Origin of the sequence: Pantoea sp. DY-5, assembly GCF_019795955.1 — a bacterium.
GTDB lineage: Bacteria > Pseudomonadota > Gammaproteobacteria > Enterobacterales > Enterobacteriaceae > Pantoea > Pantoea leporis.
This window is the reverse complement of the sequence record NZ_JAIMIE010000004.1, coordinates 171,755-198,308: the sequence shown is the minus strand read 5'-3', so window position 1 is coordinate 198,308 and position 26,554 is coordinate 171,755. Positions and strand designations below refer to the sequence as shown.

Sequence of the window (26,554 nt, the reverse complement as noted above, 5' to 3'; positions counted from 1 at the left end):
AGTCTAAAAAGGCATAAGACGGCGGGAGAGTTTATGCGGCGAATGCAAATGTAAATCGGCATTAAGCGATTCATTGCGCATTAAATTGCGCCGCGACAAATAAGGGCTGATATCCGTAGCGGCGCGATGAATCGCGCCAGGTTGACCTTAATACATAGCGGTTACAGCGCTTGCAAAGCATCCAGCGACGGCGCAAAAAAGTAGCTGCCGCTGACCGGTTTGGTGAAGCGCAGCATGGCGTCCATTTTGCCGTCGCGCTCGCCGAACATGCTCAGCAATTGCTGCTCGATATTGTAGAGACGATGGCAGTAAGAGATGAAGTACAGCCCATGCGTGCCACTGGCGCTGCCGTATGGCAGGCTCTGGCGCAGAATCTTCAGCCCTTTGCCCTTTTCTTTCAGATCGACACGGCTGAGATGCGATGTAGCAGGACGCTGATCGCCCGGCAGCTCTTCATCCGTCTCTTTAGTACGGCCAATAATCGCTTCCTGTTTCTCCACCGCCATGCGGTTCCACAGCTTAAGGTTGTGCTCCCAGCGCTGGGTAAACACATAGCTGCCGCCCGCATCCGCGCCTGCGCTGATAATCGCTACCTCCTTGCGTGCTTCACCCTGCGGATTTTCCGTGCCATCGACGAAGCCCGACAGATCGCGATTTTCAATCCAGCGGAAACCGTGCGTCTCTTCTTCGATATTGACCGCAGCGGCAAAGGCGCTCAGTGCCGCCTGAGCCAGCGCGAAGTTCACGTCATGTCGTTGGGATTGAATATGGATCAGCAAATCGCGCTGCGTGGCAGGCGCAATGCCGTTACCAAGCGCGGCGAAAGCTTTGAGTTCAGGTGCAGAAGCGTTGCCTTGCAGATCGCGCCACAGCGCATCACCAAAGGCGATCACCGCGCCCAATCCGGCATCACTGAATTGCGTCTGCAGCGCTTCAAGCTGCTGTATGAAGAATTTGCAGCCCTGGCGCAGCGCGTCAAGATCGCCCGTGACGCGGGCTTCGAGCCAAATGGCGAAACGGCGGTGCTCCAACAGGATCCCGCTCTGAAACTGAGACATTGCTATGCTCTCCGGCATGAAGATTAGACGACATTTTTTCGCCCGCATCATACCGGAAAGCCACACTTTTTGAGTGGGTTTTTAAGCAAGTTTTATCTGGTTTAACGCTGCCAGACGATCTTGCTGATTTTCCAGCTTTTCAGGGTATCGTCCGACGGCATCAAGCCTTCCGGACCATGCCATTCACCGCTGTAAATGTAGGAGATGTGCTGGCTGCCCGGCGCACGGCACTCAACATCGCGTGCATCAAGACCGGTGACCATTTTGCAGTTGTTAAAGGCTTTGCTGAACTTGTCGCTGAACAGATCGCCGATCTTGCTGCCGTCCGCCGCTTTGGCATCGGCATCCTGCACTTCAATGCGCTCCACGCTGCTGCTGCCGTTAATCACCAATTTAACGTTGTCGCCATCCAGCGCCTGCCAGAAATCCACCACCTGACCATTCTGCGTGCGCATGCCCTGACGCAGTTTGTAATCGCCGTTCAGCGCTTTATGGATGGCGTCTTCCGACATTGAGGTGGTGCTCGTCAGGCCCGCAACGCCTTGCTCTGTCACCTCCAGCGATCCACCAAACCAGCCGAGTGGATTGAGCGCCGACCAGTGATAGCTAAGCGGATTGTACCAATGGCTTTCGCTATCGCTCGCGCTGCCAGAGGAACCCAAACTGGCGCAGCCGGCCAGAACCATGCTGCTAACCAGCAGTGCGTGACGAACAACTTTCATGAAAACTCCTTGATCTGCTAAGCCGATTGGCGTGCCTGTTGGAGTCACAAACCGGCAAAAAGTTTATTCGACCTGCTGATGTTCCGGCAGAAAGCAGTCGCGCAAGCGAGGTTGCGTTTGCAGCCAGAACAACGCCAGCAGGTCAAATAGCGTCAATAACAGCGGCAGCGGCGAGTCGGGAAAGGCGCCTTGCAGCAGGCTGGAACCCTGCCACAGCAGGCTGACAAGTAGCGATGCGCTCAACACATGACGCCAGCTTTGCCACAAGCGCGGCCAGCGCTGGCGATAGCCGGTCAGCAATAAGCCGATAGCCGCCGGAATGCCTAACGCCAGCCCCAGCCAGAAGCTTTGGCGGTCGGGATAGAACAGCGCCAGCAAATCATTGCCCTGCTGGCGTGATGCGCCCGCCATCACCAGCAGCAGCCAGGTGCGCGCCTGCAATAACAGGATCAGCCAGAAAAGAAACGGCAGCCGCAGCTGCCCTTTCGCATCGTACTCTTGGGGAAGGTATTTCAAACCGACTCTCAATACTCGCGATCTTCAATCAAACGCTTGCCCAGCAGCAGCGAGTCCACCGGCTCGTATTCGAGCTTTTCGTAAAACGCCACCACCTGATCGTTCTCTTCGCGCACCATCAAATTGATTTTTGGGCAACCGCGCGCAATCAGCTTCTTCTCAAGACGATTCATCAACGCATTGGCAAAGCCACGGCCCTGATAATCAGGATGCACCGCCAGATAGTAGACGGAGCCGCGATGGCCGTCGTAGCCGCCCATCACCGTACCAACCACTTCGCCACCGACTTCCGCGACCAGAAACAGTTCCGCGTCGTGGTTCATTTTGCGTTCAATGTCCAGCTCCGGATCGTTCCATGGGCGTAACAAATCGCAACGCTCCCAGAGCGTGATCACTTCTTCAAAATCTTCCTGGCGGAAAGAACGGATTTCCATCGACGTTACCCTGCTGTTAGGCACAATTCGCTGATTATCACGCATTCTTTGCCAGGCGCAACCCTCACGCGTGACAACGGAGCAAAAAAAGCGCGACATCGCTGTTAGTCTGTTGCAATAGAAAGTAAACACTTGAAATAGTTGCGAGGTCGCCGCCTGGCTATTGTTACGCTATAACACGGGGCAGGATTTACCTGCCATGGACCCGTAAATGAAGAAGATTTCACTGCTTAAGCGCCTTACCAATCGTCGCCAACTGATACTTTCCGGTTTAGCGCTGGCGGTGTTATCACCGCGTGCGGTGCAGGCCAAAGAACAGAACAGCGATTTGCGCGTCAGTCCGCGTCATACGCCACCGAAACCCGCCAGCAACGGCAAACGTATCGTGATGATTGATCCCGGCCACGGCGGCATCGATTCCGGCGCCGTCGGCGAAGAGGGTTCGGAAGAGAAACACATTGTGCTGGCGATCGCCAATACCGTGAAGACGCTGCTGCAATCACATCCACGCATCGAAGTGCGCCTGACGCGCGACAGCGACCACTTTATTCCACTCTATCAGCGCGTCGAAATCGCCCACCAGCACGGCGCTAACCTGTTTATGTCGATTCACGCCGATGGCTACACCAGCCCGGATGCTAACGGCGCATCGGTTTTTGCCCTTTCCAATCGCGGTGCCAGCAGCGCGATGGCGCGATATCTTTCGCAGCGTGAAAACGATGCCGACAAAGTGGGCGGTGCTGAGGTGCAGGATAAAGATCATTACCTCAACCAGATTCTGTTCGATCTGGTGCAGACCGATACCATTCGCAACAGCCTGACGCTGGGTAAACACGTCCTCGACCAGATTCGCCCGGTGCATCATCTGCACAGCCAGCACACCGAACAGGCTGCATTTGCGGTGCTGAAATCGCCGTCGATTCCTTCGGTGCTGGTGGAAACCTCCTTCATTACCAATCCGCGTGAAGAGCAGCTGCTTGGCACGCAGGCGTTCCGCCAGAAAATTGCCAGCGCCATTGCCGACGGCATCACCCGCTACTTCGATGAGGTCGATCGTCGCGAAGCATAGCCTTTATCCTGTGGTAGAATCGCGACAAATTTCCGGAACGAGTGACTGATGAGCAATCCCGATATTTCCCGCGTCAAAGCCTTTTTGCTGGCGCTGCAAGATGATATTTGCGCCCAATTAGCGGCGGAAGATGGCAAGGCGAGCTTTGCCGAAGATGAGTGGCAACGTCCCGGCGGCGGCGGCGGCGGCGGACGCAGTCGCGTATTGCGTGATGGCGCGGTGTTTGAACAAGCCGGCGTTAACTTTTCGCACGTGCATGGCGATCAAATGCCCGCGTCCGCCACCGCGCATCGTCCTGAACTGGCCGGGCGCAGCTTTGAAGCGATGGGCGTATCGCTGGTGGTGCATCCATCCAATCCTTACGTGCCCACCAGCCACGCCAACGTGCGCTTCTTTATTGCGGAAAAACCGGGCGCCGATCCGGTGTGGTGGTTTGGTGGCGGTTTCGATCTTACGCCCTATTACGGCTTCGAAGAGGATGCGCTGCACTGGCATCAAACCGCGCACGATCTGTGCCAGCCGTTTGGTGAGGATGTTTATCCGCGCTATAAAAAGTGGTGCGACGATTACTTCTACCTCAAGCATCGCGACGAGCAGCGCGGTATCGGCGGCCTGTTTTATGACGACCTGAACACGCCCGATTTCGATTACTGCTTCGATTTCATGCAGGCGGTCGGCAACGGTTTTGCCAACGCCTACCTGCCGATTGTGGCCAGGCGCAAAGCGCTGCCGTGGGGCGATCGCGAGCGCCAGTTTCAGCTCTATCGTCGTGGTCGCTACGTCGAGTTCAATCTGGTGTGGGATCGTGGCACGCTGTTTGGGCTGCAAACCGGCGGCCGCACCGAATCCATTTTGATGTCGATGCCACCGCTGGTGCGCTGGGAATACGATTATCAGCCAGAAGTCGATTCCCCCGAAGCCGCCTTATACCGCGATTTCCTGCCGGTCAAAGATTGGCTGAAATAACCCGTAGTGTCGCCATTCATGGCGACCTTTTGGATGGTTCTACAACGGTTCGGTCTGCGCCTCCACCACCGCTAACGCCACCATATTCACTATGCGCCGCACCGAGGCGATACGCGTCAATACATGCACCGGCTTGCTGATCCCCATCAACACCGGCCCCACCGTGACACCTTCGGAGCAGGAGACGCGCAGCAGGTTATAGCTGATACGCGCCGCTTCGACGTTCGGCATAATCAGCAAATTCGCGGTGCCTTTCAGCGGGCTGTCCGGCATCAGTTCACGGCGAATACTCTCGACCAGCGCCGCATCACCGTGCATTTCGCCGTCAATCTCCAGATCCGGGGCGCGTTGCTGAATCAACGCGAGTACGTCGCGCATTTTGCGCGCGCCCGGCGCATTTGAGGTGCCAAAGCTGGAGTGCGACAGCAGCGCCACGCGCGGTTCAATGCCGAAGCGTCGCACCGTTTCCGCCGCCAGCAGCGTGATATCCGCCAGCTGTTCTGCGCTGGGATCTTCATTAACGTAGGTGTCAGCTATAAAGGTATTACCGCTCGGCAATAGCAACGCATTCATCGCGCCCGCCACCTTCACGTCCTCTCGCAGCCCGAACACTTTCTCCACCACATCATAATGTTCCTGATAATCGCCGATGGTGCCGCAGATCAGCGCATCGGCCTCACCGCGATGCACCATGATCGCGCCAATCAGCGTGGGATTGCCGATCACCGCGCGCTGGGCAGTTTCCGGCGTCACGCCGCGCCGTTTCATGATCTGGTAATACTCATTCCAGTACTCTTTAAAACGTGGATCCGATTCGTTATTGACGATCTCAAAATCTTTGCCCGCCTCGATCTTTAAACCCTGCTTTTGTAGACGCATAGCGATGACATTCGGCCGGCCAATCAGGATCGGCTTCGCCAGCCCTAACGTCACCAGCTCCTGCGTGGCGTGCAGCACGCGCACCTCTTCGCCTTCTGCCAGCACCACACGTTTGGGATCTCTACGCGCCTGCGAAAAGATCGGCTTCATAAACAGGTTGGTTTTATAGACGAACTCGGTGAGCTGCTCACGATAAGCATCAAAATCCTCGATCGGTCGCGTGGCGACGCCGGATTCCATCGCCGCTTTCGCCACCGCGGGCGCGATCTGCACGATTAAACGCGGATCAAAAGGTTTGGGGATCAGGTAATCCGGGCCGAAACTCAGATCCTGATCGTCATATGCCGACGCCACCACATCGCTCTGTTCCGCCTGCGCCAGCGCCGCAATCGCGTGCACCGCCGCCAGCTTCATCTCTTCATTGATCGCCGTGGCACCCACATCCAGCGCGCCACGGAAGATAAACGGGAAGCACAACACGTTGTTCACCTGATTGGGGAAATCAGAGCGCCCGGTGCAGATAATCGCGTCGGGCCGCACCTGTTTGGCCAGCGGCGGCATGATTTCCGGTTCGGGATTGGCCAGCGCCAGAATCAGCGGATGCTGCGCCATCTTCTGCACCATCTCCGGCGTCAGCGCTTTGGGGCCGGAACAGCCAAGGAAAATATCCGCGCCGCCAATCACCTCATCCAGCGTGCGTGCGCCGCTGTCGGCCACCGCATAGGCCGCTTTGGTCGGCGTCATATTCGGCTCGCGATCGCGATAGATCACCCCTTTGGAATCGCACACCACAATGTTGTGCTGCTGCATGCCGAGCGCTACCAGCAGATTCAGGCAGGCAATCGCCGAAGCCCCTGCGCCGGAAACCACCAGCCGCACCTCGCTGATGGCTTTTTTAACGATGGTTAAGCCGTTGAGCACCGCCGCGGTACAGATGATCGCCGTGCCGTGCTGATCGTCGTGGAATACCGGGATCTGCATGCGCTCACGCAGCTGTTGCTCAATATAGAAACACTCGGGCGCTTTGATATCTTCCAGATTGATGCCACCAAAAGTGGGTTCCAGCGCGGCAATCACCTCAATCAACTTATCGGGATCGCGCTCATCGATTTCGATATCAAACACGTCAATGCCGGCGAACTTTTTGAACAGCACGCCCTTGCCTTCCATCACCGGCTTACTCGCCAGCGCGCCAATGTTACCCAGCCCCAGCACCGCGGTGCCGTTGGAGATCACCGCCACCAGATTGCCACGCGCGGTGTATTTGCGCGCCGCCAGCGGATCGGCGGCAATTTCCAGACAAGGCGCAGCGACGCCGGGCGAATAGGCCAGTGCCAGATCGCGCTGCGTGGCTAACGGTTTGGTGGGTGAAACCTGAATTTTTCCGGGCGTGGGAAATTGATGAAAATCGAGCGCGCTTTGCTTGAGTTGATCGTCCATTGGGCATCCTTTGGCATCGCTAAATAGGCATTCAGTATAGGAATGTGCGGCACAAAAGAGGGTGAAGGCGCTCAAAGAACGCACAGACTGAAAGGCACGGATTGCCACCGCTTCGCCTGCGGGATCGGCACAGCCTGCTATCCTTATTGATGGCAAAAAGCGTAGCTGAACCGTTTAGGCCAGTCCTCCTTTCACTATCGCACCTCTTAAGCGCCACGACGCCACAATCAGAGAAAACGCATTTTCTTCGTGTAACGTCTGTAGCACTGTGTTGGACCAATACTTAACAGGAATGGGTGCAACACCTTTGCCCACATTATTGCTAATCAAGGAGTTAAGTGATGAACCAGCTAGATGCATTGAAACAATACACCACCGTGGTGGCGGACAGCGGCGATATCGAATCCATTCGCCATTACAATCCAGAAGACGCGACCACCAACCCCTCATTGATTCTGAAAGCCGCCGGTCTTGAGGGTTATAAACATCTGATTGATGACGCCATCGACTACGCGAAAAAACAGGGCGGCAGCAAAGAGACGCAAATCATCAACGCCAGCGACAAAGTGGCGATTAACCTCGGTATGGAAATTCTGAAAAGCATACCGGGCCGTGTTTCGACCGAAGTGGATGCGCGCCTCTCCTTCGATCGTGGCATGTGTGTCACCAAAGCTGAGAAGCTGGTGCGTCTGTACGAAGAGCACGGCATCGACCGCTCACGCATTTTGATCAAACTGGCGTCAACCTGGGAAGGCATCAAAGCTGCTGAGGAGCTGGAGAAAAACGGCATTCAGTGCAACCTGACGCTGCTGTTCTCCTTTGCTCAGGCGCGTGCCTGTGCCGAAGCCGGTGTGTTCCTCATTTCGCCATTTGTTGGCCGTATTTACGACTGGTACAACACCCGCAAACCGATGGATCCGTATGTGGTTGATGAAGATCCGGGCGTGAAATCTGTGCGTCGTATCTACGATTATTACAAGAAGCACCGTTACAGCACAGTTATCATGGGCGCCAGCTTCCGTAAAGTGGAACAGATTCAGGCGCTGGCCGGCTGCGACCGTTTGACCATTTCCCCTAACCTGCTGGAAGAGCTGGCCAACAGTGATGCGCCGCTGGAGCGTAAGCTGGAGCCATCAACCGAAGGCTTCCATCAGCCTGCTTCACTGTCTGAAGCGGAATTCCGCTGGGAACATAATCAGGATCCGATGGCGGTAGAAAAACTGTCAGACGGCATCCGTCAGTTCGCCATCGACCAGCAAAAGCTGGAAGACGTGCTCTCTTCTCGTCTGTAATCCGCACTCACTCTTATGGCGGATGGGCATTGGCTCATCCGCTATCGCCAAATCACAAGGGAGAACCTTATGTCTTCACGCAGAGAGTTGGCTAACGCAATTCGTGCACTCAGCATGGATGCGGTACAAAAAGCAAATTCCGGGCACCCAGGTATGCCGATGGGCATGGCAGATATCGCCGAAGTGTTATGGCGCGATGTGTTGAAACACAATCCCAACAATCCGGCGTGGGCCGATCGTGACCGCTTTATTCTTTCCAACGGTCACGGCTCGATGCTGCTATACAGCCTGCTGCATCTCACCGGCTACGACCTGCCGATGGAAGAGTTGAAAAACTTCCGTCAGCTGCACTCTAAAACGCCGGGGCATCCCGAACTCGGTTACACGCCAGGCGTGGAAACCACCACCGGACCGCTCGGCCAGGGCCTGGCCAACGCGGTAGGTTTAGCGATTGCCGAACGCACGCTGGCGGCGCAGTTTAACCGTCCCGGCCACGACATCGTCGATCACCACACCTACGTGTTTATGGGCGATGGCTGTTTGATGGAAGGCATCTCGCACGAAGTGAGCTCGCTGGCCGGTACGCTCGGCCTCGGCAAACTGATTGGCTTCTACGATCACAACGGCATCTCCATCGATGGTGAAACCGAAGGCTGGTTCACCGACGACACGCACAAACGTTTCGAAGCCTACAACTGGCACGTCATCGGTAGCGCAGAAGGTATCGACGGCCACGATTCGGCAGCGATCGCTGCGGCGATTAAAGAGGCGCAAAGCGTCACCGATAAGCCGTCACTGATTATCTGCCGCACCACTATCGGCTTCGGCTCGCCGAACAAAGCCGGTAAAGAGGAGTCGCACGGCGCGGCGCTGGGCGAAGAAGAAGTGGCGTTGACGCGGCAGAAACTGGGCTGGCATTATCCGCCGTTTGAGATCCCGAAAGAGATTTATCAGCAGTGGGATGCCAAAGAAGCGGGCGCGCAGCGCGAGAAATCCTGGGATGATAAGTTTGCCGCTTATAAAGAGGCACACCCCGAGTTGGCGCAGGAGTTTACCCGTCGTCTGAGCGGTGAAATGCCGGCTAACTGGAGTAGCGAAGTGCAGAAGTTTGTTGAAGAGCTGCAGGCTAATCCACAGAAAATCGCCAGCCGTAAAGCCTCACAAAATACGCTGGAAGTGTTTGGCAAGCTGCTGCCGGAATTCCTCGGCGGCTCAGCGGATCTGGCACCCAGTAACCTCACCATCTGGTCGGGCTCAAAATCGATCAAAGAGGATAGTGCCGGTAACTACATTCACTACGGCGTACGTGAATTTGGTATGACGGCGATCGGTAACGGCATCGCGCATCACGGCGGCTTCGTGCCTTACACCGCCACCTTCCTGATGTTCGTCGAGTACGCGCGTAATGCGGTGCGCATGGCGGCGCTGATGAAGGCGCGTCAGGTGCTGGTGTATACGCATGACTCCATCGGCCTCGGCGAAGATGGTCCGACACACCAGCCGGTTGAGCAGATTGCCAGCCTGCGCGTTACGCCAAACATGAGTGTGTGGCGTCCGTGCGATCAGGTGGAAACCGCCGTGGCGTGGCAAGCCGCCGTTGAGCGCCATCATGGGCCAACCGCGCTGATCCTGTCGCGTCAGAACCTGCTGCAGCCAGAGCGTAGCAAAGAGCAGGTGGCGAATATTGCACGCGGTGGCTATGTGCTGCAGGACAGCAACGGCACGCCGGATGCGATCATCATCGCCACCGGTTCGGAGATTGAAATCGCGCTGGGCGCGGCAGATAAACTCACCGCTGCTGGCCACAAGATTCGCGTGGTTTCGCTGCCGAGCACCGACGTGTTTGATAAGCAGGACGTTGCGTATCGCGAATCGGTGCTGCCATCCGGCGTGAAAGCGCGCGTGGCGGTCGAAGCCGGTATTGCTGATTACTGGTACAAGTATGTTGGTCTGGACGGCGCGATTGTCGGTATGACCACCTTTGGTGAGTCAGCTCCGGCCGGCAAACTGTTCCCGGAATTCGGTTTCACCGTCGAGAACATCGTTAGCCACACTGAAGCATTACTCAAGCCGCACTAATCGATCTGGCCCTGCGTCTTTTTGGCGTAAGGGCCATTTTTTGATCACAGCCTGATACAGAAAAAAATCCGCCCTGCCCCCTTCACGCCTCGCGCAAACTGATTACTATAAGCTTTCCTCCGATTCTCATAGCGGACCCTTTCCCGTTGAAAAAACGTACTCCTTTTTTACTGGCCTTAATGGTTTCAGTGCTTCCATTAAAAAGCATGGCGCAGTCGTCGCCCGATCCGCTGTTGGCATCGCAAATTGTTGATCGCTACGCCGAGCACATTTTCTATGGCAGCGGCGCAACCGGCATGGCGCTGGTGGCGATTGATGGCAATCAGCGGGTTTTCGCCAGCTTTGGTGATACGCGCCCCGGCAACAACGTGCGTCCGCAGCCTGATTCGGTGATTCGTATTGCCTCGCTCAGCAAGCTGATGACCAGCGAAGTGATGGTGAAGATGGCCGAACGCGGTCAACTGCGTCTTGACGATCCGCTCAGCAAATACGCGCCGCCTGGCGCGCGCGTGCCAAGCTATAACGGCCAGCCGATTCGCCTGATTAACCTCTCCACCCACACCAGCGGCCTGCCGCGCGAACAGCCTGGCGGTAAACCGCATCGTCCGGTGTTTGTCTGGCCGACCAGGTCCGATCGCTGGCAGTGGCTGAGCGGAGCGGCATTAAAGGCCGCGCCAGGCACCAATGCCGCCTATTCCAACCTGGGCTTTGATCTGCTGAGCGATGCGCTCGCCAAAGCGGCGGGCATGCCCTATCCAGCACTGTTCCAGCAGTTGATAACGCGTCCGCTGGGCATGAAAGACACCACCTTTACGCCGTCACCGGATCAGTGTCAGCGTCTGATGATTGCCGAGAAAGGTGCCAGTCCGTGTAACAACACGCTGGCGGCCATCGGCAGCGGCGGCGTTTACTCAACGCCAGACGATATGGGCCGCTGGATGCAGCAGTTCCTTAACTCGGCGGTGAATCACCGCACGCCGCAAATTGATCGCCTGCAAACGCTGATTTATCGTCGTGACCAGCTAACCAAAGTGGAAGGCATGGATGTGCCGGGCCGCGCCGATGCGCTGGGCATGGGTTGGGTCTATATGGGGCCGAAGGAAGGTCGTCCGGGGATTATTCAGAAAACCGGTGGCGGCGGCGGCTTCATTACCTATATGGCGATGGTGCCGCAGCACAACGTCGGCGTGTTTGTGGTGGTGACTCGCTCGCCATTAACGCGTTTCACCCCGATGAGTGATGGCGTGAATAATATGCTGACCGAGCTGGTGGGCAATCAGTCGGGTTCACCGATGACGGTGCAAGCGATTCGTTAATTATATGGGGAAGGTCGCCATGAATGGCGACCCTACGGATTAACGCGACTGCACCGGATTTTGCGATTCAGTTACCCAGAGTGTTGGCCAGTCGTCACTGCTGTGCCACGCATCGCAGGTCTTCTCTTCCGCATACTCTGCCAGCACAAACTCGTTGCCGTCATACTGCCAGCGCGTTGCCACCCCGCAGTCCCCCAAGCCACGTCCTTTACTGAAGGTGTAGAGCAATCCATTGCTGGCATCGAATTCCGCGTTCACCAACTCCAGCTGATTATCGCTGCGCGAAGCGGGGGTAAACGGCAGCGTTAAGCTCAAACCACGCGACACATAAGGCGCACTGCGCGTCACTTCAAATGCCAGATCGATAACGTTATACGCACCGGTTTCGCAGCTGATCAGCAGCAGCGCTTTGCTGTCGGTCAGCGGCGACACGCTCACTTCACGCCGCAGTGGATCGAGCGAGCAGTTATCGGTATTCACCCGCCAGGTACCAAAATCAATTAAACCGCTGGTCTCTTCCTGCGTCAGCGGTGGCGGCGGCGGTAATGGCGAAGGTAACGCCGGCAACGCTGGCTGCGGCGGCACATCCCACTGCACGCGGTCGCCACGCTTCACCCAGGCGCTGGCACCGTTGACGCGGCCCTGCACGTCATCCATCAACAGTAATGCCGCCTTCATGCCGCTAAGCGGAATGGTGGCGTTGGCTTTATAGGTCAGCTGCAGATTTTGCGCATCCAGCGTCTGCGCCAGAAACTCGTCGATGGCGATAGCATTACTGGTCGCCAGATGATGCGGTTCCACCGTCCAGTGTTTAAGGTCTGGTGTGAGACGGCGTTGATCGAGTAGCAGGTTATCCTTGAGCGGGCCGCCCGGCAGCTCGCCGCTGTAGGCGCTGCCGTAATCAATACGCAGCAAGGGACGATCGTTGACGCCAGCATGACGTGAGAGCGTCATCACTAAGCCGTTGTCACCGGGAAAACTGCGTGCCACGCAAAAAGCCGCGTTATTGCAGGTCAGTTGCCAGTCAGAAAATGACTTTTGCAGTGGCTGAGCCTGAACGCACGCGACAAAAAGAAAGGGCAATAAAAGCAGTAACTTCATCCAATACGACATCAAAAAATCGGTCCCCAAATTCCTGGAAAGAAAATAATAGCGCAACGGGAACGCTGTCAGCAGGCCTAAACTGTGAGCCGGCCCTAAAAGCGAGGTTAACCGCTGAAAAAGCCGTCACCTGTGGCGAACGGGTACTGGATGGGGCAAGCGCTCATCATCCGTTTTGGCCGATTACTGCTCAATCGGATTCGTCGGACTCTTGTTAACTCATCACAAAACGGTCAAATACACACAAACGGTCATAAGCGGTCATGTTAGGTTAAATTCATGTTTTGGATTTGCAACGCGCGTAGAACGCGGATTTCGCGCCACTAAGCTTATTTATGTGAGTCATATCACTTAATTTTGATAACCAGACATCTCATTTACATATAAAACAGATCCAGATCACTCTAATCAGCTAAGGCGTTTTGGTGACTGTGGACTCGTGCGCAGCCCACACTTTCCAAATGCGCTATCCAGTAATTTATAGCCATCGGAGGTTAGTTATGTTGCCGATTGAAAGACAGCAGCGAATTATTGACGAATTAAATTTAAATGGTCGGGTCATTGTCGCTGAATTAGTCACGTTATGTCAGGTTTCACAAGAAACTATTCGGCGTGATTTAACGCAGCTGGAGAAACGTGGTCTGTTACAACGCAGTCACGGTGGTGCGGTACCAGCAAAACGACAGGCCGCCAACATTCAGGGAAATACGCGAGGTGTTAACGAGTATGAATTATCTTTCCGCCAGAGAGTCAATGAACATGTTGATGCAAAAATGGCTATTGCCAAACGCGCACTCGATTTCATTAGCCCCGGCGATTGTATATTACTCGATAGCAGCACCACTTGCTGGTATTTAGCGCGACAGCTGCCGGATATTGAATTAACGGTATTAACCAATTCCATCAGGATTGTGCAAACCCTTGCGGCGCGCGGCAGCATCCGCACCATCTGTCTGGGGGGAGAATATTCTGACCGTTATGAAGATTTCCACGGCGTCGTCGCCGAGCAACCGCTCAGGGAATTTCAGATCAATAAGATCTTTTTCTCCTGTAGCAGTTTAGGCAATGACGGTTATTTACGTGAAGGTAACGAAAACAACGCACATTTAAAACAGCAAATGTTATTAGCAGCGGAAAGAAAACATCTGCTGCTGGACGGAAGTAAATTCCTGCGGCCCTCATTCGCGCGTATTTGTCATTATCGCGATGTGGACTTTCTCATTACTGACCAATTAAAAGACAAAGAGCTGGAACAAGAATTAGCGTGGAACGGCGTCAATATTATTGATTGCTCCCAGCGCAGCCATTCGATGCAGCTAATAAAAAATTAAATCGGAGTCTTTATGAAAAAACATCTTATCGCCTGTTCTCTGCTCGCCCTGTTTGCCGCCTCCGGCGCGCAGGCTGCTGACAAATTACGCATGGGCATCGTGGTGAAAATTGGCGGTATTCCGTGGTTCAACGCCATGGAAGCGGGCATCAAGAGTGAAGCGGCGAAACGCGGCATTGACGCCTGGATGGTGGGACCAACGGCGGCCGATCCGGCTCTGCAGGTGCGCGCTATCGAAGATTTGATTGCCCAGAAGGTCGACATCATTGGCGTGGTGCCAAATGACCCGAAAGTGCTGGAACCGGTGCTGAAGCGCGCCCGTGATGCTGGCATTGAAGTGATCACCCACGAATCGCCGGATCAGAAAGGCGCTAACTGGGACTTCGAACTGGTGGATGCGCCGACGCACGGCATCAACCATATGAAAGCGCTGGCGAAATGCATGCATGAAGAGGGCAAATACGCCATGTACGTCGGCAGCCTGACCGTGCCGCTGCACCAGCAGTGGACCGACGCCGCGCTGAATTATCAAAAAGAACACTATCCGAAGATGCAAATGGTCACCGACAAGTTTGGCGTCGGCGAATCGCTGGATGACTCGATTCGCACCACTAACGAACTGATGTCCAAGTATCCGGATTTGAAAGGGATTATGGCCTTTGGTTCACAGGGTCCGATTGGCGCCGGTCGCGCGGTGATGAACCGTAACAAGATCGATCAGGTCTGCGTAATTGGTGCCTTTAGTCCTGGCCAGGGCGCATCGCTGGTGCAGCGTGGCGCGATCAAAGGCGGCTACATCTGGAATCCACAAACCGCTGGCGAAGTGTTCGTGCGTATCGCCGACATGATGCAGAAGAAAGAGCCAATCACCGACGGAATGACCATCGAGGGTTTGGGCAAAGTGAAAGTTGACGAGGCGACCCACACCATCCTCGGCAACAACACCGAAAGCCTGGACAAAGAGAACCTGCCAAAACTGGTGAAAATGGGGCTGTAACGATGAATGAGGTGATCCCACAGACGCTGATTGCGCTCGATAACCTGTCGAAAACATTTGGTGGCAACCGCGCACTGAGCGATATCTCGCTGACCTTACTGGCTGGCGAAGTGCACTGTCTCGCTGGCACCAACGGCTGTGGCAAGAGCACCTTAATCAAAGTCATTTCCGGGGTGCACGCCCCGGATAGCGGCAGCCGCATCACGCTGGGTGAAGGCCCGAGCTTTCCGCGTCTGACCACTCGCCAGGCGCGTGACTTCGGTATCCAGGTGATTTATCAGGATCTGTCGCTGTTCCCCAACCTCAGCGTGGCGGAAAACATCGCCTTCGAGCACAACCTGAATAGCCTGCTCGGCTGGCATCGCAAAGCCAAACTGCGTGAAACCGCGCAGCGCATCATTGATGAACTGAAGTTTGAACTCGATCTCGATGAGAAAGTGGCGTCGCTGTCAATTGCGCAGCGTCAGCAGGTGGCGATCTGCCGCGCGCTGGTCGCCGATGCGCGGCTGGTGATCATGGATGAGCCGACGGCGTCGCTGACGCGCACCGAAGTGAATCAGCTGCTGCGCACCGTGCGTTACCTGAAAGACAAAAACATCTGCGTGGTGTTTGTCAGCCATCGACTGGATGAAGTGCTGGAGATCTCAGATCGCGTGACGGTGATCCGCGACGGCCGCAAAATGGGCTGCTGGCCCGCCAAGGCGATGACGCCGCACCATCTGACCGAGCTGATGACCGGCCTGAAACTCGACTATCAGCTGAAAACGCCGACGCGCCATGACGATCGCCTGATCCTCGAAGTCGAAAAACTGACGCGCGCCGGACAATACCATGACGTTAATTTCAAACTTTATCAGGGCGAAGTGCTGGGCCTGTGCGGCCTTTTAGGCTCGGGACGCACCGAACTGGCGCTGTCACTGTTTGGCATGACCAAACCGGACAGCGGCAAGATCTGGCTCGACAGCAAACCGGTGCGTTTCCGTGGACACGAAGATGCGATCAAAGCCGGCATCGGCTACGTCTCCGAAGATCGCTTAACCCTGGGTTTGGTGCAGCAACAATCGGTGGCCGACAACATGGTGCTGCCGATCCTCGACAAGCTGCAGAACCGTTTTCACATCATCGATGAATACCGTAAGAACAAGCTGATCCTGCAGTGGATTCAGCAGCTTGGCGTGCGTGTTGCCGATCCCAATCTGGCGATCTCCACGCTCTCCGGCGGCAACCAGCAGAAAATCGTGCTGGCGAAATGGGTGTTGACCCAGCCGCGCATCCTGATCCTCGATTCGCCCACCGTTGGCGTGGATGTCGGCGCTAAAGCCAGCATCTATCAGCTAATTCATCTGCTGGCGAAAGAGGGTTTGTCGATCATCCTGATTTCCGACGAAGTGCCGGAGGTTTGGTACAACTGCGACCGCATCCTGCACTTCCGTGATGGCACCGTTCATGCCGAATACCAACCCGATACCGTTGAGCAACAGCAGCTGGCGGAGGTGATCAATGCCTGATTTTTCTCGTTTACGCCCGCACTCCAGCCAGGGCTGGCTCGCCTGGGTTTTGCTGGCTTTTATCCTGTTCTTCTCCGCCGCCAGCGACCAGTTCCTGACGGTGCAAAACCTGCTGGATCTGGCAGAAAGCTACGCCGTAACCGGCATCTTCGCCCTCGGCCTGTTTGTGGTGCTGGTGACCGGCGGCATCGATATATCCTTTGCTGCGGTGGCGTCGGTGGTGCAATACCTGATCGCCTCGCTGTTTGTGCAGTTCCAGTTTGATAACGCCCTGCTCAGCATCCTGCTGGCGGTGGTGTGCGGCACGCTGTTTGGCGTGATCAACGCCCTGCTGATCACCACGCTGCGCGTCGTCTCGATCATTATCACCATCAGCATGCAGTCGCTGCTGTTTGGCCTGTTGATGTGGGTAACCGGCGGCAAAAGCCTCTATTCGCTGCCGGACTGGTGGATCACGCTGCGCAGCGTGCTGCCATTCACCTGGCAAGGCAACAGCTTCCAGATTGGCTTGCCGCTGGTGACCATGCTGGTGATTGCCGGACTCACCGCGCTGCTGCTGAACAAAACCAATCTCGGTCGCCAACTGTATGCGGTGGGCGGCGATGCGGAATCGGCGCGCCGCATCGGTATTCGCGTCGGTCTGATTCATGTCTTCGCCTATGGCTGGCTGGGTGCCATGGCGGCGATTGGCGGCTTGGTGCAGGTCTATCGCATGGGCGAAGTGGTGCCAAATGCGCTGGTCGGCGGCGAGCTGGATGTGCTGGCCGCCACCGTTCTTGGCGGTGCCAGCCTGATGGGCGGCAAAGGCACGGTGAGCGGCACGCTGATGGGTGTCTTTCTTATCGCCATCCTGAAGAACGGCCTCAACCTGATTGGCGTCTCCAACTACTTCATGAACATCGTGGTGGGCGGCGTAATCATGGTGGCCATCGCCGTGACTCACTACAAAAAACGTAAAGAAACTGATGTCAGTTTCGTCTAACGGGAGCCGCATCAACATGAAATCACTCTCTGCTCTGCGTCCGGACGGCACCAATATCGGCCTGATGCTGTTAATCGCGCTGGCGCTGGCGATCTTCACCGTCATGTTGCCGGGCCGCTTTCTCACTGATTCGACCTTTCTGAGCATGGCATTTCAGCTGCCCGAACTGGGCTTGCTGACGCTGGCGATGTTTATCGCCATTCTCAGCGGCGGACTGAATCTGGCGATCATCGCCACCGCCAACCTGACGGCGCTGTTTATCGCCTGGACGCTGATGCGCGCCCTGCCCGCCGATGCCGGCACCGGCATGCAACTGCTGTGGCTGTTTATTGCGATTATCGGCGCGATGCTGATTGCGGCGGTGATCGGCGTGATTACCGGCGTGATGGTGACGCGCATCGGTGCGCACCCAATTCTGGTGACGCTGGCGACCATGATGACGCTGAACGGCATCGGCATCTGGCTGACCAAAGGCGCGGCCGTCAGCGGCATGCCGTCGGTGGTGCAGGCGCTCGGTTCCAACACGCTGCTCGGCGTTCCGCTGCCGCTGTGGGTGTTCCTGTTTGCCGCCGCGCTGCTGGCGCTGTTCCTCGGCAAAACCCGTGCCGGTAAATGCATCTACATGGGCGGCAGCAACATCAACGCCACCTGGTTTAGCGGCATCAATACGCATCGCATGGTGATTCTGGTGTACGTCATCTCCAGCCTGCTGTGCGTGTTGGCCGGTTTGATCATGATGGCGCGCTTCAACTCGGCGCGTATGGGTTACGGCGATGCGTATCTGCTGCTGACGGTGCTGGCAATCATCCTTGGCGGCACCGATCCCAACGGCGGCTTTGGTCGCGTGACCGGCGTGGTGCTGGCGCTGATCGCGCTGCAAGTGCTCTCCACCGGCTTCAACCTGATGAACATCAGCCAGCACGTTAGCCTGGCAATGTGGGGCGCAGTGCTGATTGTGGTGTTGGCCTTCAAACAATTCAAAACTCGCTTTAACGAACATCGTGCCGTCAAGCTCAGCAAACTGGCGGCGGCGCTTAACCCTTTGACCGAAAAAAAGGAAGTATGATGCGTATTCAAGTCTCCCCGTCGTTGATGTGTATGAATCTGATGGAGATCAAGCACCAGCTCGCCGTGCTGGACTCCCGCGCCGACTTCCTGCATATCGACATTATGGATGGTCACTACGTGAAAAATATCACGCTGTCACCGTTCTTTATTGAGCAGATTCGCCCGTTCACCAAAGTGGCGCTGGATGTCCATTTGATGGTCGAGCAGCCTACCGATTTCATAGAAGTGATTGCCAAAGCGGGTGCCGATTACATCTGCCCGCACGCCGAAACCATCAACCGCGATGCATTCCGGGTGATCAATATGATCCGCAGCTTCGGCAAGAAAGTGGGTGTGGTGCTCAACCCCGCCACGCCGGTCTCCTTTATCCACCACTACATTCATTTGGTGGATAAGATCACCGTGATGACGGTGGATCCCGGCTACGCTGGACAACCGTTTATTCCGGAAATGGTGCAGAAGGTGCAAGAGCTGAAAGCGCTGAAGCAGGCCAACGGCTATCAATATCTGATTGAGATTGACGGTTCCTGCAATACCCGCACCTACAACACGCTGGTCGGCGCGGGCGCAGAAGTGCTGATTGTCGGCACCTCCGGTCTGTTCAATATTCACGACGATCTGGAAACCGCCTGGAATATGATGCGCGAAAGCATTGATGAGGCTCAGGGATTGGCGCAGGTATCCGCATGAAAAAATGCTGGCTCGGTATCGACATTGGCGGCACCGGCACACGTCTGCAGCTGATGGAAGAGGAGCGCGTTTGGTCGAGCTTCCGTAAAGTGCCGACGGCCAGCTGGGCGCAGCAGCCTGATGCGCTTAACGCGTTGGGCCAGTTAATCAGCGAAACGCTGGAGCAGCAGCCAGTTAGCGGCGTGATGCTCGGATTACCCGGCATTCTCAGCCGTGACCGCCAGCAGGTGATTTCGCTGCCGTTTATTCAGGCGCTGGATCAGCAACCGGTTGCCGCACGGCTCACCGAACGCCTTGGCGTACCGGTGGCGATGGACAAAGATGTTAACCATCTGATGCTGTGGGATTTACTGCAGCTGGAGCAGCTACCGGACAGCGCGGTGGGTTTGTATCCCGGCACCGGCATGGGCAACAGCCTGTGGCTTAACGGCCAGTTTTATCATGGTCAACACGGTGGCGCGGGTGAGCTTGGTCATGTGCCTGTTGCCGGCAACGATCTGCCCTGCCCGTGCGGCAATCGTGGCTGTGCGGAAACCGTGACGTCGGGCCATTGGCTGAGTCGCTGGGCGAGCACCCATGTGCCGGAAACCAACATGTCGGCGCTGTTTACCCAGCATCGTGAGCATCCGGAGCTGCAGGCTTTTGTACAGCGGCTGGCGCAACTGATTGCCACCGAGATGAACATACTCGATCCGGAATACCTGATTCTGGGCGGCGGCGTGCTGGCGATGGCGGACTTCCCGCTGGCACAGCTGCGCAGCCAGATTCAGCAGCATCTTCGTCCACCCGCCACGCGTGAGGGTTTGAAGATCGTGTTTAGCCAATCCACCGACCACACCGGTTGTCGCGGTGCCTGTTTAGCCGCCGAACGTCTGTTCAGGAGTGCATGATGAAAGGAAAAGTGTGTGTGTTTGGCTCGTTCAACCTCGACGTAGTCGCGGTAATGAACCGCTTTCCAATGCCGGGCGAATCGCTCACCGCCCATACCAGCATGATGGGACCGGGCGGCAAAGGCGCGAACCAGGCGACGGCCGCGCTGCGCGCCGGCGCGCGCGTGCACTATATCGGTAAGATTGGTAATGATGACTTCGGCATGTTTGCGCGTCGCCATCTGGAAAAGACCGGATTCGATGCCATCACCTTGTTTACCTGCAAGGAGAAACCGACCGGCAATGCGCTGATTTATGTCGCCGGGGACGATGCCGAGAACATGATATCGGTCTATCCCGGCGCGAACACCACCGTAACGGCCGCCGAGGTGACGCGCTGCCAACCCACCGTTGCGGCAGCCGATATTCTGCTGGTGCAGCTGGAGAATAATCTCAGCGCCATCCAGCGCATGATCGACAACGCGCGCGCCGGCGGCACCTTTGTGATTATGAATCCCGCGCCCTGGCAGAAGGTCACCGATGCGCTGCTGGCAAAAGTGGATTTGCTGACGCCTAACAGCACCGAAGCGATGCAGCTGACCGGCGTGAAGGTCACCGACTTCGCCAGCGCGCAGCAAGCGGCAGAAAAGCTGCACCGTAAAGGCGCGCGTCAGGTGATTATTACGCTGGGGGTTTGCGGTGCGTTGCTGTCAGTGGCAGACCAGCCGCCGCTGCGTATTCCGCTGTTCCCGGCTCAGCCGCTGGATACCACCGGCGCGGGCGATGCGTTTAATGGCGCACTGGCGGCGCGGCTGGCTTCCGGCGATGAACTGCCACAGGCGGCGCTGTTTGCTTCAGCTTATGCTTCGCTGTGTGTGGAACGCTCCGGTGCGGCACATTCGATGCCCTCTTACGCCGAAGCGCTGGCGCGTTTGCAGGCGTATCCGCAGTGCGTGCCGGAAGCGTTGGGTGAATCGGTTGAGGTGGTGCGGTGATTGACCAGGTCGCCATAGTTGTGCGGTGATTGGCCAGGTCGCCATAAATGGCGACCCTACGTAAAAACTACGGCTTTAACCAACCGGCGATCTGCGCATGCTGCAGCAGCATAATGGCTTTACCGTCACGAATGCGGCCATCTTTCACCATCGCTAGCGCCTCCGGGAAACTCAGCTCCAGCACGGTAATCTCTTCATCCTCAACGCCACCGCCCTTGTTTGCGCGCTGTGCATCGCTGTATTCCGCGGCGAAGAAGTGGATCAGTTCAGTCACGCCGCCCGGCGACATGTAGGCTTCAAAAACTTTATCGACCTTACCCACCTGATAGCCGGTCTCTTCTATCGCTTCTTTGCGGATGCAATCTTCCGGCGAGTCGTCATCCAGCAGCCCGGCGCAGGTCTCAATCAGTTCGCCACTTTCATTGCCATTGACATAAGTGGCAATGCGGAACTGACGCACCAGCAGCACGCTATTTTTTTCAGTGTTGTACAGCAGGATGGTGGCGCCGTTACCGCGATCGTACACTTCGCGCTTGTGACGCAAGACTTCGCCGTTGTTGCGGGTGAGTTCGTAGGTGAAGTTGCGCAGCACAAACCAGTTTTCTGACAGCAACTTGTCTTTGATGATGTTGATCTTTAACGACATAACCACTCCACTGCTAAATTGAGGGAGCCTGAGATGATAGGCCGAAGCGGCGGGGAAAACTATCTGAATTGTGAGACGGGTCGCCTTATAAAAACCAGGTCGCCATAAATGGCGACCCTACGGGAAATAAGCTGGTATATAGGGTTGCCATTTATGGCAACCTGGTCAATCACCGCAGCATGACGGGTTCAAAAACCGTTCGGCTGGTCTTTCATATCCGGCAGATGGTGCGCGATGCCTTTGTGGCAATCGATACAGGTTTTCCCTTCCTCAACTGCTTTGCTGTGCATCTTCGCCGCCACGGTTTTCTGCGCAGTGAAATCCATATAATCGAAGTTGTGGCAGTTACGACACTCCTGCGAATTGTTGTTTTTCATCCTGCGCCACTCGTTTTGCGCCAGCTTAATGCGATGATCCTCGAACTTTTGCGGCGTATCGATGATGCCGAAAATCTTGGCATACACCTCTTTGCTCGCCTGGATCTTACGCAGCATTTTCGGGCCCCACTCGTGCGGCACGTGACAATCCGGACAGGTGGCGCGCACGCCGCTGCGGTTGTTGTAGTGCACCGTCTGCATATATTCCTGATAGACGTTGTTACGCATCTCATGGCAGCCGATACAGAACTGCTCGCGGTTGGTCATCTCCATTGCGGTGTTGAAGCCGCCCCAGAAAATGATGCCGCCAGCAAAGCCCAGAATCAGTAGCGTACCAAGCGCCAGACGGCTCGGACGCCGCCACCAGCGCCAGATGCGCAGAAGTTTCTCTTTCATCATGTCCTCACTTACCGAAGCCGTCAGCCGGTTTAAAGGTGTTTTCCACCACCGGTTTGGCATCGGTTTGCGGTACGTGACACTGCAGGCAGAAGTAGCGACGCGGCGACACGGTGCTGCTCACCAGTCCATCGCGATCGGTAAAGTGCGTTGGGCTAACGCGTGGCGCGCCGGTGGTGAGATAGCTCTGCGTGCCGTGGCACTGCAGGCAACGGTTGACGTTTTTCGTCACCTGATAGCCATCGACGCTATGCGGGATCACCGGCGGCTGATTCACGTAGTTCAACGGCTTGCGGCTCTGCTCTTTGGGCTGATGAATGGTGCCCTGCTGCGTGGCCGTCACTTCCGGTGACTGATTGAGATCGACGCCGTTGTGGGCGTAAACCGTGCCGCCCAGCATCAGGGCGGCCAAAGTAACAAGTGTGATTAAGGGTTTCATTGCATCCTGCCTTAAATTTTAACCAGCTTGACGGCGCATTTTTTGTAATCGGTCTGCTTCGACAGCGGATCGGTGGCGTCCAGCGTGACGTTGTTGGCCAGCACGCCCGCATCAAAGAACGGCATAAATACCAGACCTTTGGGCGGCTGATTGCGACCGCGCGTTTCCACGGTGGCAAGGGTTTCACCACGACGCGACACCACGCGGACTTTCTCGCCGCGCCGGAAATTACGCTCTTTGGCATCCAGCGGGTGTATATAGAGTAGCGCCTGCGGCACCGCACGATGCAGTTCCGGCACGCGACGCGTCATGGTGCCGGTATGCCAGTGTTCCAGTACGCGACCGGTACAGAACCACAGGTCGTACTCTTCATCCGGCGATTCGGCTGGCGCTTCGTAAGGCAGCGCGAAAATGGTGGCTTTGCCATCCGGCTTGCCGTAGAAACGCACGCCTTCACCGGCTTTGACGTAGCTGTCGTAACCTTCGCGATAGCGCCAGCGCGTCTCTTTGCCATCGACCACCGGCCAGCGCAGACCGCGCGCCTGATGGTAAACATCGAACGGCGCGAGATCGTGGCCGTGACCGCGACCAAAACTGGCATACTCCTCAAACAAACCTTTCTGGATGTAGAAGCCAAACTCGCGCGCTTCATCATTCAACTGGTCATCTGCCACTTCACTCAGCGGGAATTGGTTGACCTGGCCGTTGGCGTACAGCACATCAAACAGCGTTTTGTCGTGCAGCTCCGGATTCTGCGCCAGCAGCGCTTCCGGCCACACTTCCGCTACCTTGAAACGTTTAGAGAAGTTCACCAGCTGCCACAAATCGGATTTCGCGTCGCCCGGCGCTTTCACCTGCTGATGCCAGAACTGAGTGCGACGCTCGGCGTTGCCATACGCGCCCTCTTTCTCCACCCACATCGCAGTGGGCAGAATCAGGTCAGCCGACAAGGCGCTGACGGTGGGATAGGGATCGGAAACCACGATGAAGTTGCGCTCATCGCGCCAGCCCGGCATACGCTCCTGCGTCAGGTTCGGACCGGCCTGCATGTTGTTGTTACACATCACCCAGTAGGCGTTGAGCTTGCCATCTTTCAGCGCGCGATCCTGCGCCACGGCGTGCAAACCAATTTTGGCCGGCACCGTGCCCTGCGGCAGCTTCCACAGCTTCTCGGCGGTAGCGCGGTGTTTGTCATTATTAACCACCATGTCCGCCGGTAAACGATGTGAGAAGGTGCCGACTTCACGCGCCGTGCCGCATGCCGACGGCTGGCCGGTGAGCGAGAACGGACCGGTGCCCGGACGTGAAATTTTGCCGGTCAATAAGTGCAGGTTGTAGCACAGGTTATTGGCCCACACGCCGCGCGTATGCTGGTTGAAGCCCATGGTCCAGTACGACACCACGTTGACTTTCGGATCGGCATACAGCTCGGCGAGGGCGATGAGTTGATCTTTCTCCACACCGCTCATTGCGCTGGCTTTTTCCACCGTGTACTCAGAGACAAACTTCGCAAACTCGTCAAAGCTCATCGGCGTGGATTCGCCGCTGTCCGGGTTCTTCGCCGAAGCCTGACGCGGATCGGTGGGGCGCAAACCGTAACCGATGTCGGTCACGCCTTTGCGTAGCGTAACGTGGTTCTGCAGGAAGGTTTTATCGACCTTGTTGTTCTGAATAATGTAGTTGGCGATGAAGTTGAGGATCGCCAGATCGCTCTGCGGTGTGAACACCATCGCGTTGTCGGCCAGCTCAAAACTGCGATGACGATAGGTGGAAAGCACCGCCACTTTGACATTCTCACTGCTGAGACGACGCGCGGTAATACGTGACCAGAGAATCGGATGCATCTCCGCCATGTTGGAGCCCCACAGCACAAAAGCGTCGGCCTGCTCGATGTCGTCGTAGCAGCCCATCGGTTCGTCCATGCCGAAGGTGCGCATAAAGCCAACCACCGCTGAAGCCATGCAGTGACGCGCATTGGGATCGAGATTGTTGGTGCGGAAACCGGCTTTCATCAGCTTGGAGGCCGCGTAACCTTCCCACACCGTCCACTGACCGGAACCGAACATGCCGACCGAATCCGGGCCGTTGGCTTTCAGCGCCGCTTTGAACTTCTCTTCCATGATGTCGAAGGCTTGATCCCAGCTGACCGGGGTGAACTCGCCCTCTTTGGCATATTTACCGTCGGTCATGCGCAGCAGCGGCTGGGTCAGACGATCTTTCCCGTACATGATCTTCGGCAGGAAATAGCCTTTGATACAGTTCAGACCGCGGTTCACTTCTGCCTGCGGATCGCCCTGCGACGCCACTACGCGGCCATCCTGGGTGCCAACCAACACGCCACAGCCGGTGCCGCAGAATCGGCACGGCGCTTTTTCCCAGCGAATTGGCGCAGCCAATGAGGTCGCGGCTTTGGTGACGGTGGGAATGGTGAGTCCTGCAGCCGTTGCAGCTGCAGCCGCCGCATTGGCCTTCATAAAATCACGACGACTTATACTCATGATGCTTCCTTACAAGGTTCTTCAATTTCGTCTTGCTGGTGATACACCAGCGATACCGCCAACACGCCAGCGATGTTGCGGCTCTCTTCAATATTGCGCAGCAGCGCGGCGCTATCCGTAGCACCCAGCGTCACCGCCAGCGTGCCGCGCGCGGCGTCTTCCGCGGCGATGTCGCAATCGGCAAAGGCCAGCAGCGCACTTTTCACGGCGGGAATCGACGCCGGTCGCGCCTGAATCACCAGGCCGCAGACGTGCCAACTGTTTTCATGGTTCATGGTGTAATCCTGTGGCTGAGACCGGGCAAGGTGCGATGCAGGCGCCGCAACCGGTGCAATGCTGCGGAAGGGTTTCAGGCTGTGCGATGCCGTTCGGCATCAGTTGGAAACGGATGGCTTGCTGTTCACAACTCTCCTGACAGCTGCGGCAATTCACGCCAAGGAAGGTGATGCAGCGGTTGTCGATACGAATACGCTGCGGAAACGGCTCGGTTTCACGCGCGTGGAACAGTGGCTGCGGGCAAGCGTCTACGCAGGCGGCGCAAAACGTGCATTCGCCCTGCAGAAAATCGAGGTGCGGCACTTCACCGGCAGCCAGGCGGATGATGTGGGTTTCGCAGGCCGAGACGCATTTGCCGCAGCCATCACAACCCTTCTCTCCCCGCCACCACGGCAAAGCGATGCCGTCAGCAGACGCTACGCGCTGCCCGGTAAAGAGTTCACGTCGCGACAGCGCCATCGGTTCACCTTAAACGGGGGAAAGAGAGATGGTGCGTAAAATAACCTGACGCTAATGAGGGCTATATCACCCCAAAGGGGTAAATCCCGACGTGGGATCAAGTGAAGGGGAATTGAAATAGAAACGGGGGCCAAAAGGCCCCCGCAGATGAG

The 26,554-nt window shown here is 56.6% G+C and carries 25 protein-coding genes; 13 read left to right on the top strand and 12 right to left on the bottom strand.

Going from position 1 to position 26,554, the window contains the following annotated elements; genetic code table 11:
* Positions 1 to 161 precede the first annotated feature (161 nt).
* From K5Y30_RS14560 to K5Y30_RS14545, 4 genes are all read right to left on the bottom strand, one after another.
* Positions 162 to 1,058 carry a Dyp-type peroxidase gene (locus tag K5Y30_RS14560; protein ID WP_217548930.1) on the bottom strand — a complete coding sequence of 299 codons (897 nt, stop codon included), beginning with the start codon at positions 1,056 to 1,058 and terminating at the stop codon, positions 162 to 164.
* Positions 1,059 to 1,159: 101 nt separating this feature from the next.
* Complete coding sequence (locus tag K5Y30_RS14555; protein WP_222211910.1) at positions 1,160 to 1,780, bottom strand: RpoE-regulated lipoprotein; 621 nt, start codon at positions 1,778 to 1,780, stop codon at positions 1,160 to 1,162.
* Positions 1,781 to 1,843: 63 nt separating this feature from the next.
* Positions 1,844 to 2,296: a DUF2919 domain-containing protein gene (locus K5Y30_RS14550; protein WP_255606668.1), complete on the bottom strand. Its 453-nt coding sequence runs from the start codon at positions 2,294 to 2,296 to the stop codon at positions 1,844 to 1,846.
* Positions 2,297 to 2,304: 8 nt separating this feature from the next.
* Positions 2,305 to 2,730, bottom strand: a complete 426-nt coding sequence (locus tag K5Y30_RS14545) for a GNAT family acetyltransferase (protein ID WP_061717913.1) — start codon at positions 2,728 to 2,730, stop codon at positions 2,305 to 2,307.
* 211 nt (positions 2,731 to 2,941) lie between these two features.
* On the opposite strand from K5Y30_RS14545, the gene amiA reads away from it, so the two are divergent.
* Both amiA and hemF read left to right on the top strand, forming a co-directional pair.
* Entirely contained in the window at positions 2,942 to 3,799 is an 858-nt protein-coding gene (gene amiA / locus K5Y30_RS14540; RefSeq protein ID WP_217548935.1) for an N-acetylmuramoyl-L-alanine amidase AmiA, read from the top strand.
* Positions 3,800 to 3,847: 48 nt separating this feature from the next.
* A complete protein-coding gene (gene hemF, locus K5Y30_RS14535) occupies positions 3,848 to 4,765 on the top strand; it encodes an oxygen-dependent coproporphyrinogen oxidase (RefSeq protein WP_222211907.1) in 918 nt (305 codons plus the stop codon).
* Between the two features lie 39 nt (positions 4,766 to 4,804).
* Here hemF and maeB read toward each other — a convergent pair whose 3' ends face one another.
* Complete coding sequence (gene maeB, locus K5Y30_RS14530) at positions 4,805 to 7,084, bottom strand: NADP-dependent oxaloacetate-decarboxylating malate dehydrogenase (RefSeq protein ID WP_222211904.1); 2,280 nt, start codon at positions 7,082 to 7,084, stop codon at positions 4,805 to 4,807.
* A gap of 341 nt (positions 7,085 to 7,425) precedes the next feature.
* Between maeB and tal the strand changes: the two genes are divergently transcribed.
* From tal to ampH, 3 genes are all read left to right on the top strand, one after another.
* Positions 7,426 to 8,376 carry a transaldolase gene (tal, locus tag K5Y30_RS14525; RefSeq protein WP_222184533.1) on the top strand — a complete coding sequence of 317 codons (951 nt, stop codon included), beginning with the start codon at positions 7,426 to 7,428 and terminating at the stop codon, positions 8,374 to 8,376.
* Positions 8,377 to 8,445: 69 nt separating this feature from the next.
* Entirely contained in the window at positions 8,446 to 10,455 is a 2,010-nt protein-coding gene (gene tkt, locus K5Y30_RS14520) for a transketolase (protein ID WP_110866508.1), read from the top strand.
* Between the two features lie 146 nt (positions 10,456 to 10,601).
* Positions 10,602 to 11,771 carry a D-alanyl-D-alanine-carboxypeptidase/endopeptidase AmpH gene (gene ampH / locus K5Y30_RS14515; RefSeq protein ID WP_222211902.1) on the top strand — a complete coding sequence of 390 codons (1,170 nt, stop codon included), beginning with the start codon at positions 10,602 to 10,604 and terminating at the stop codon, positions 11,769 to 11,771.
* Between the two features lie 39 nt (positions 11,772 to 11,810).
* Here the strand turns inward: ampH and K5Y30_RS14510 are convergent, their stop codons facing one another.
* Positions 11,811 to 12,884 (bottom strand): DUF1176 domain-containing protein, encoded by a 1,074-nt coding sequence (locus tag K5Y30_RS14510; RefSeq protein WP_222184529.1) that lies wholly within the window; start codon positions 12,882 to 12,884, stop codon positions 11,811 to 11,813.
* Between the two features lie 488 nt (positions 12,885 to 13,372).
* Between K5Y30_RS14510 and K5Y30_RS14505 the strand changes: the two genes are divergently transcribed.
* Genes K5Y30_RS14505 through K5Y30_RS14470 form a run of 8 tightly spaced genes read left to right on the top strand, consistent with a single transcriptional unit; the run spans position 13,373 to position 21,311 of the window.
* Positions 13,373 to 14,203 (top strand): DeoR/GlpR family DNA-binding transcription regulator, encoded by an 831-nt coding sequence (locus tag K5Y30_RS14505; RefSeq protein ID WP_101763547.1) that lies wholly within the window; start codon positions 13,373 to 13,375, stop codon positions 14,201 to 14,203.
* 12 nt (positions 14,204 to 14,215) lie between these two features.
* Positions 14,216 to 15,199, top strand: a complete 984-nt coding sequence (locus K5Y30_RS14500) for a substrate-binding domain-containing protein (protein ID WP_110866506.1) — start codon at positions 14,216 to 14,218, stop codon at positions 15,197 to 15,199.
* A gap of 2 nt (positions 15,200 to 15,201) precedes the next feature.
* Positions 15,202 to 16,707, top strand: a complete 1,506-nt coding sequence (locus K5Y30_RS14495) for a sugar ABC transporter ATP-binding protein (RefSeq protein ID WP_222211900.1) — start codon at positions 15,202 to 15,204, stop codon at positions 16,705 to 16,707.
* Complete coding sequence (locus tag K5Y30_RS14490) at positions 16,700 to 17,689, top strand: ABC transporter permease (protein ID WP_222184526.1); 990 nt, start codon at positions 16,700 to 16,702, stop codon at positions 17,687 to 17,689. Before K5Y30_RS14495 ends, K5Y30_RS14490 begins: the two co-directional genes overlap by 8 nt.
* Positions 17,690 to 17,705: 16 nt before the next feature.
* On the top strand, positions 17,706 to 18,755 hold the full coding sequence (locus tag K5Y30_RS14485) for an ABC transporter permease (RefSeq protein WP_222211898.1): 1,050 nt from the start codon (positions 17,706 to 17,708) through the stop codon (positions 18,753 to 18,755).
* On the top strand, positions 18,755 to 19,447 hold the full coding sequence (alsE, locus tag K5Y30_RS14480) for a D-allulose 6-phosphate 3-epimerase (RefSeq protein ID WP_061717928.1): 693 nt from the start codon (positions 18,755 to 18,757) through the stop codon (positions 19,445 to 19,447). Before K5Y30_RS14485 ends, alsE begins: the two co-directional genes overlap by 1 nt.
* Complete coding sequence (gene alsK, locus K5Y30_RS14475; protein ID WP_101763543.1) at positions 19,444 to 20,337, top strand: allose kinase; 894 nt, start codon at positions 19,444 to 19,446, stop codon at positions 20,335 to 20,337. The genes alsE and alsK overlap by 4 nt, the downstream gene beginning before the upstream one ends.
* Positions 20,337 to 21,311: a ribokinase gene (locus K5Y30_RS14470; protein ID WP_222212171.1), complete on the top strand. Its 975-nt coding sequence runs from the start codon at positions 20,337 to 20,339 to the stop codon at positions 21,309 to 21,311. Before alsK ends, K5Y30_RS14470 begins: the two co-directional genes overlap by 1 nt.
* A 67-nt stretch (positions 21,312 to 21,378) precedes the next feature.
* On the opposite strand, the gene nudK is transcribed toward K5Y30_RS14470, so the two are convergent.
* The 6 genes from nudK to napF form a co-directional block, all read right to left on the bottom strand.
* A complete protein-coding gene (gene nudK, locus K5Y30_RS14465) occupies positions 21,379 to 21,957 on the bottom strand; it encodes a GDP-mannose pyrophosphatase NudK (protein WP_222184522.1) in 579 nt (192 codons plus the stop codon).
* 188 nt (positions 21,958 to 22,145) lie between these two features.
* Positions 22,146 to 22,730 (bottom strand): cytochrome c-type protein NapC, encoded by a 585-nt coding sequence (gene napC, locus K5Y30_RS14460; RefSeq protein WP_101763540.1) that lies wholly within the window; start codon positions 22,728 to 22,730, stop codon positions 22,146 to 22,148.
* Between the two features lie 7 nt (positions 22,731 to 22,737).
* The gene (gene napB, locus K5Y30_RS14455; protein ID WP_101763539.1) at positions 22,738 to 23,169 is read right to left on the bottom strand and encodes a nitrate reductase cytochrome c-type subunit; all 432 of its coding nucleotides are present in this window, start codon (positions 23,167 to 23,169) and stop codon (positions 22,738 to 22,740) included.
* 11 nt (positions 23,170 to 23,180) lie between these two features.
* A complete protein-coding gene (gene napA, locus K5Y30_RS14450) occupies positions 23,181 to 25,667 on the bottom strand; it encodes a nitrate reductase catalytic subunit NapA (RefSeq protein ID WP_222211896.1) in 2,487 nt (828 codons plus the stop codon).
* Positions 25,664 to 25,942 carry a chaperone NapD gene (locus K5Y30_RS14445; RefSeq protein ID WP_101763537.1) on the bottom strand — a complete coding sequence of 93 codons (279 nt, stop codon included), beginning with the start codon at positions 25,940 to 25,942 and terminating at the stop codon, positions 25,664 to 25,666. Before K5Y30_RS14445 ends, napA begins: the two co-directional genes overlap by 4 nt.
* Entirely contained in the window at positions 25,932 to 26,402 is a 471-nt protein-coding gene (gene napF / locus K5Y30_RS14440; RefSeq protein WP_222211894.1) for a ferredoxin-type protein NapF, read from the bottom strand. Before napF ends, K5Y30_RS14445 begins: the two co-directional genes overlap by 11 nt.
* Between the last annotated feature and the right edge of the window lie 152 nt (positions 26,403 to 26,554).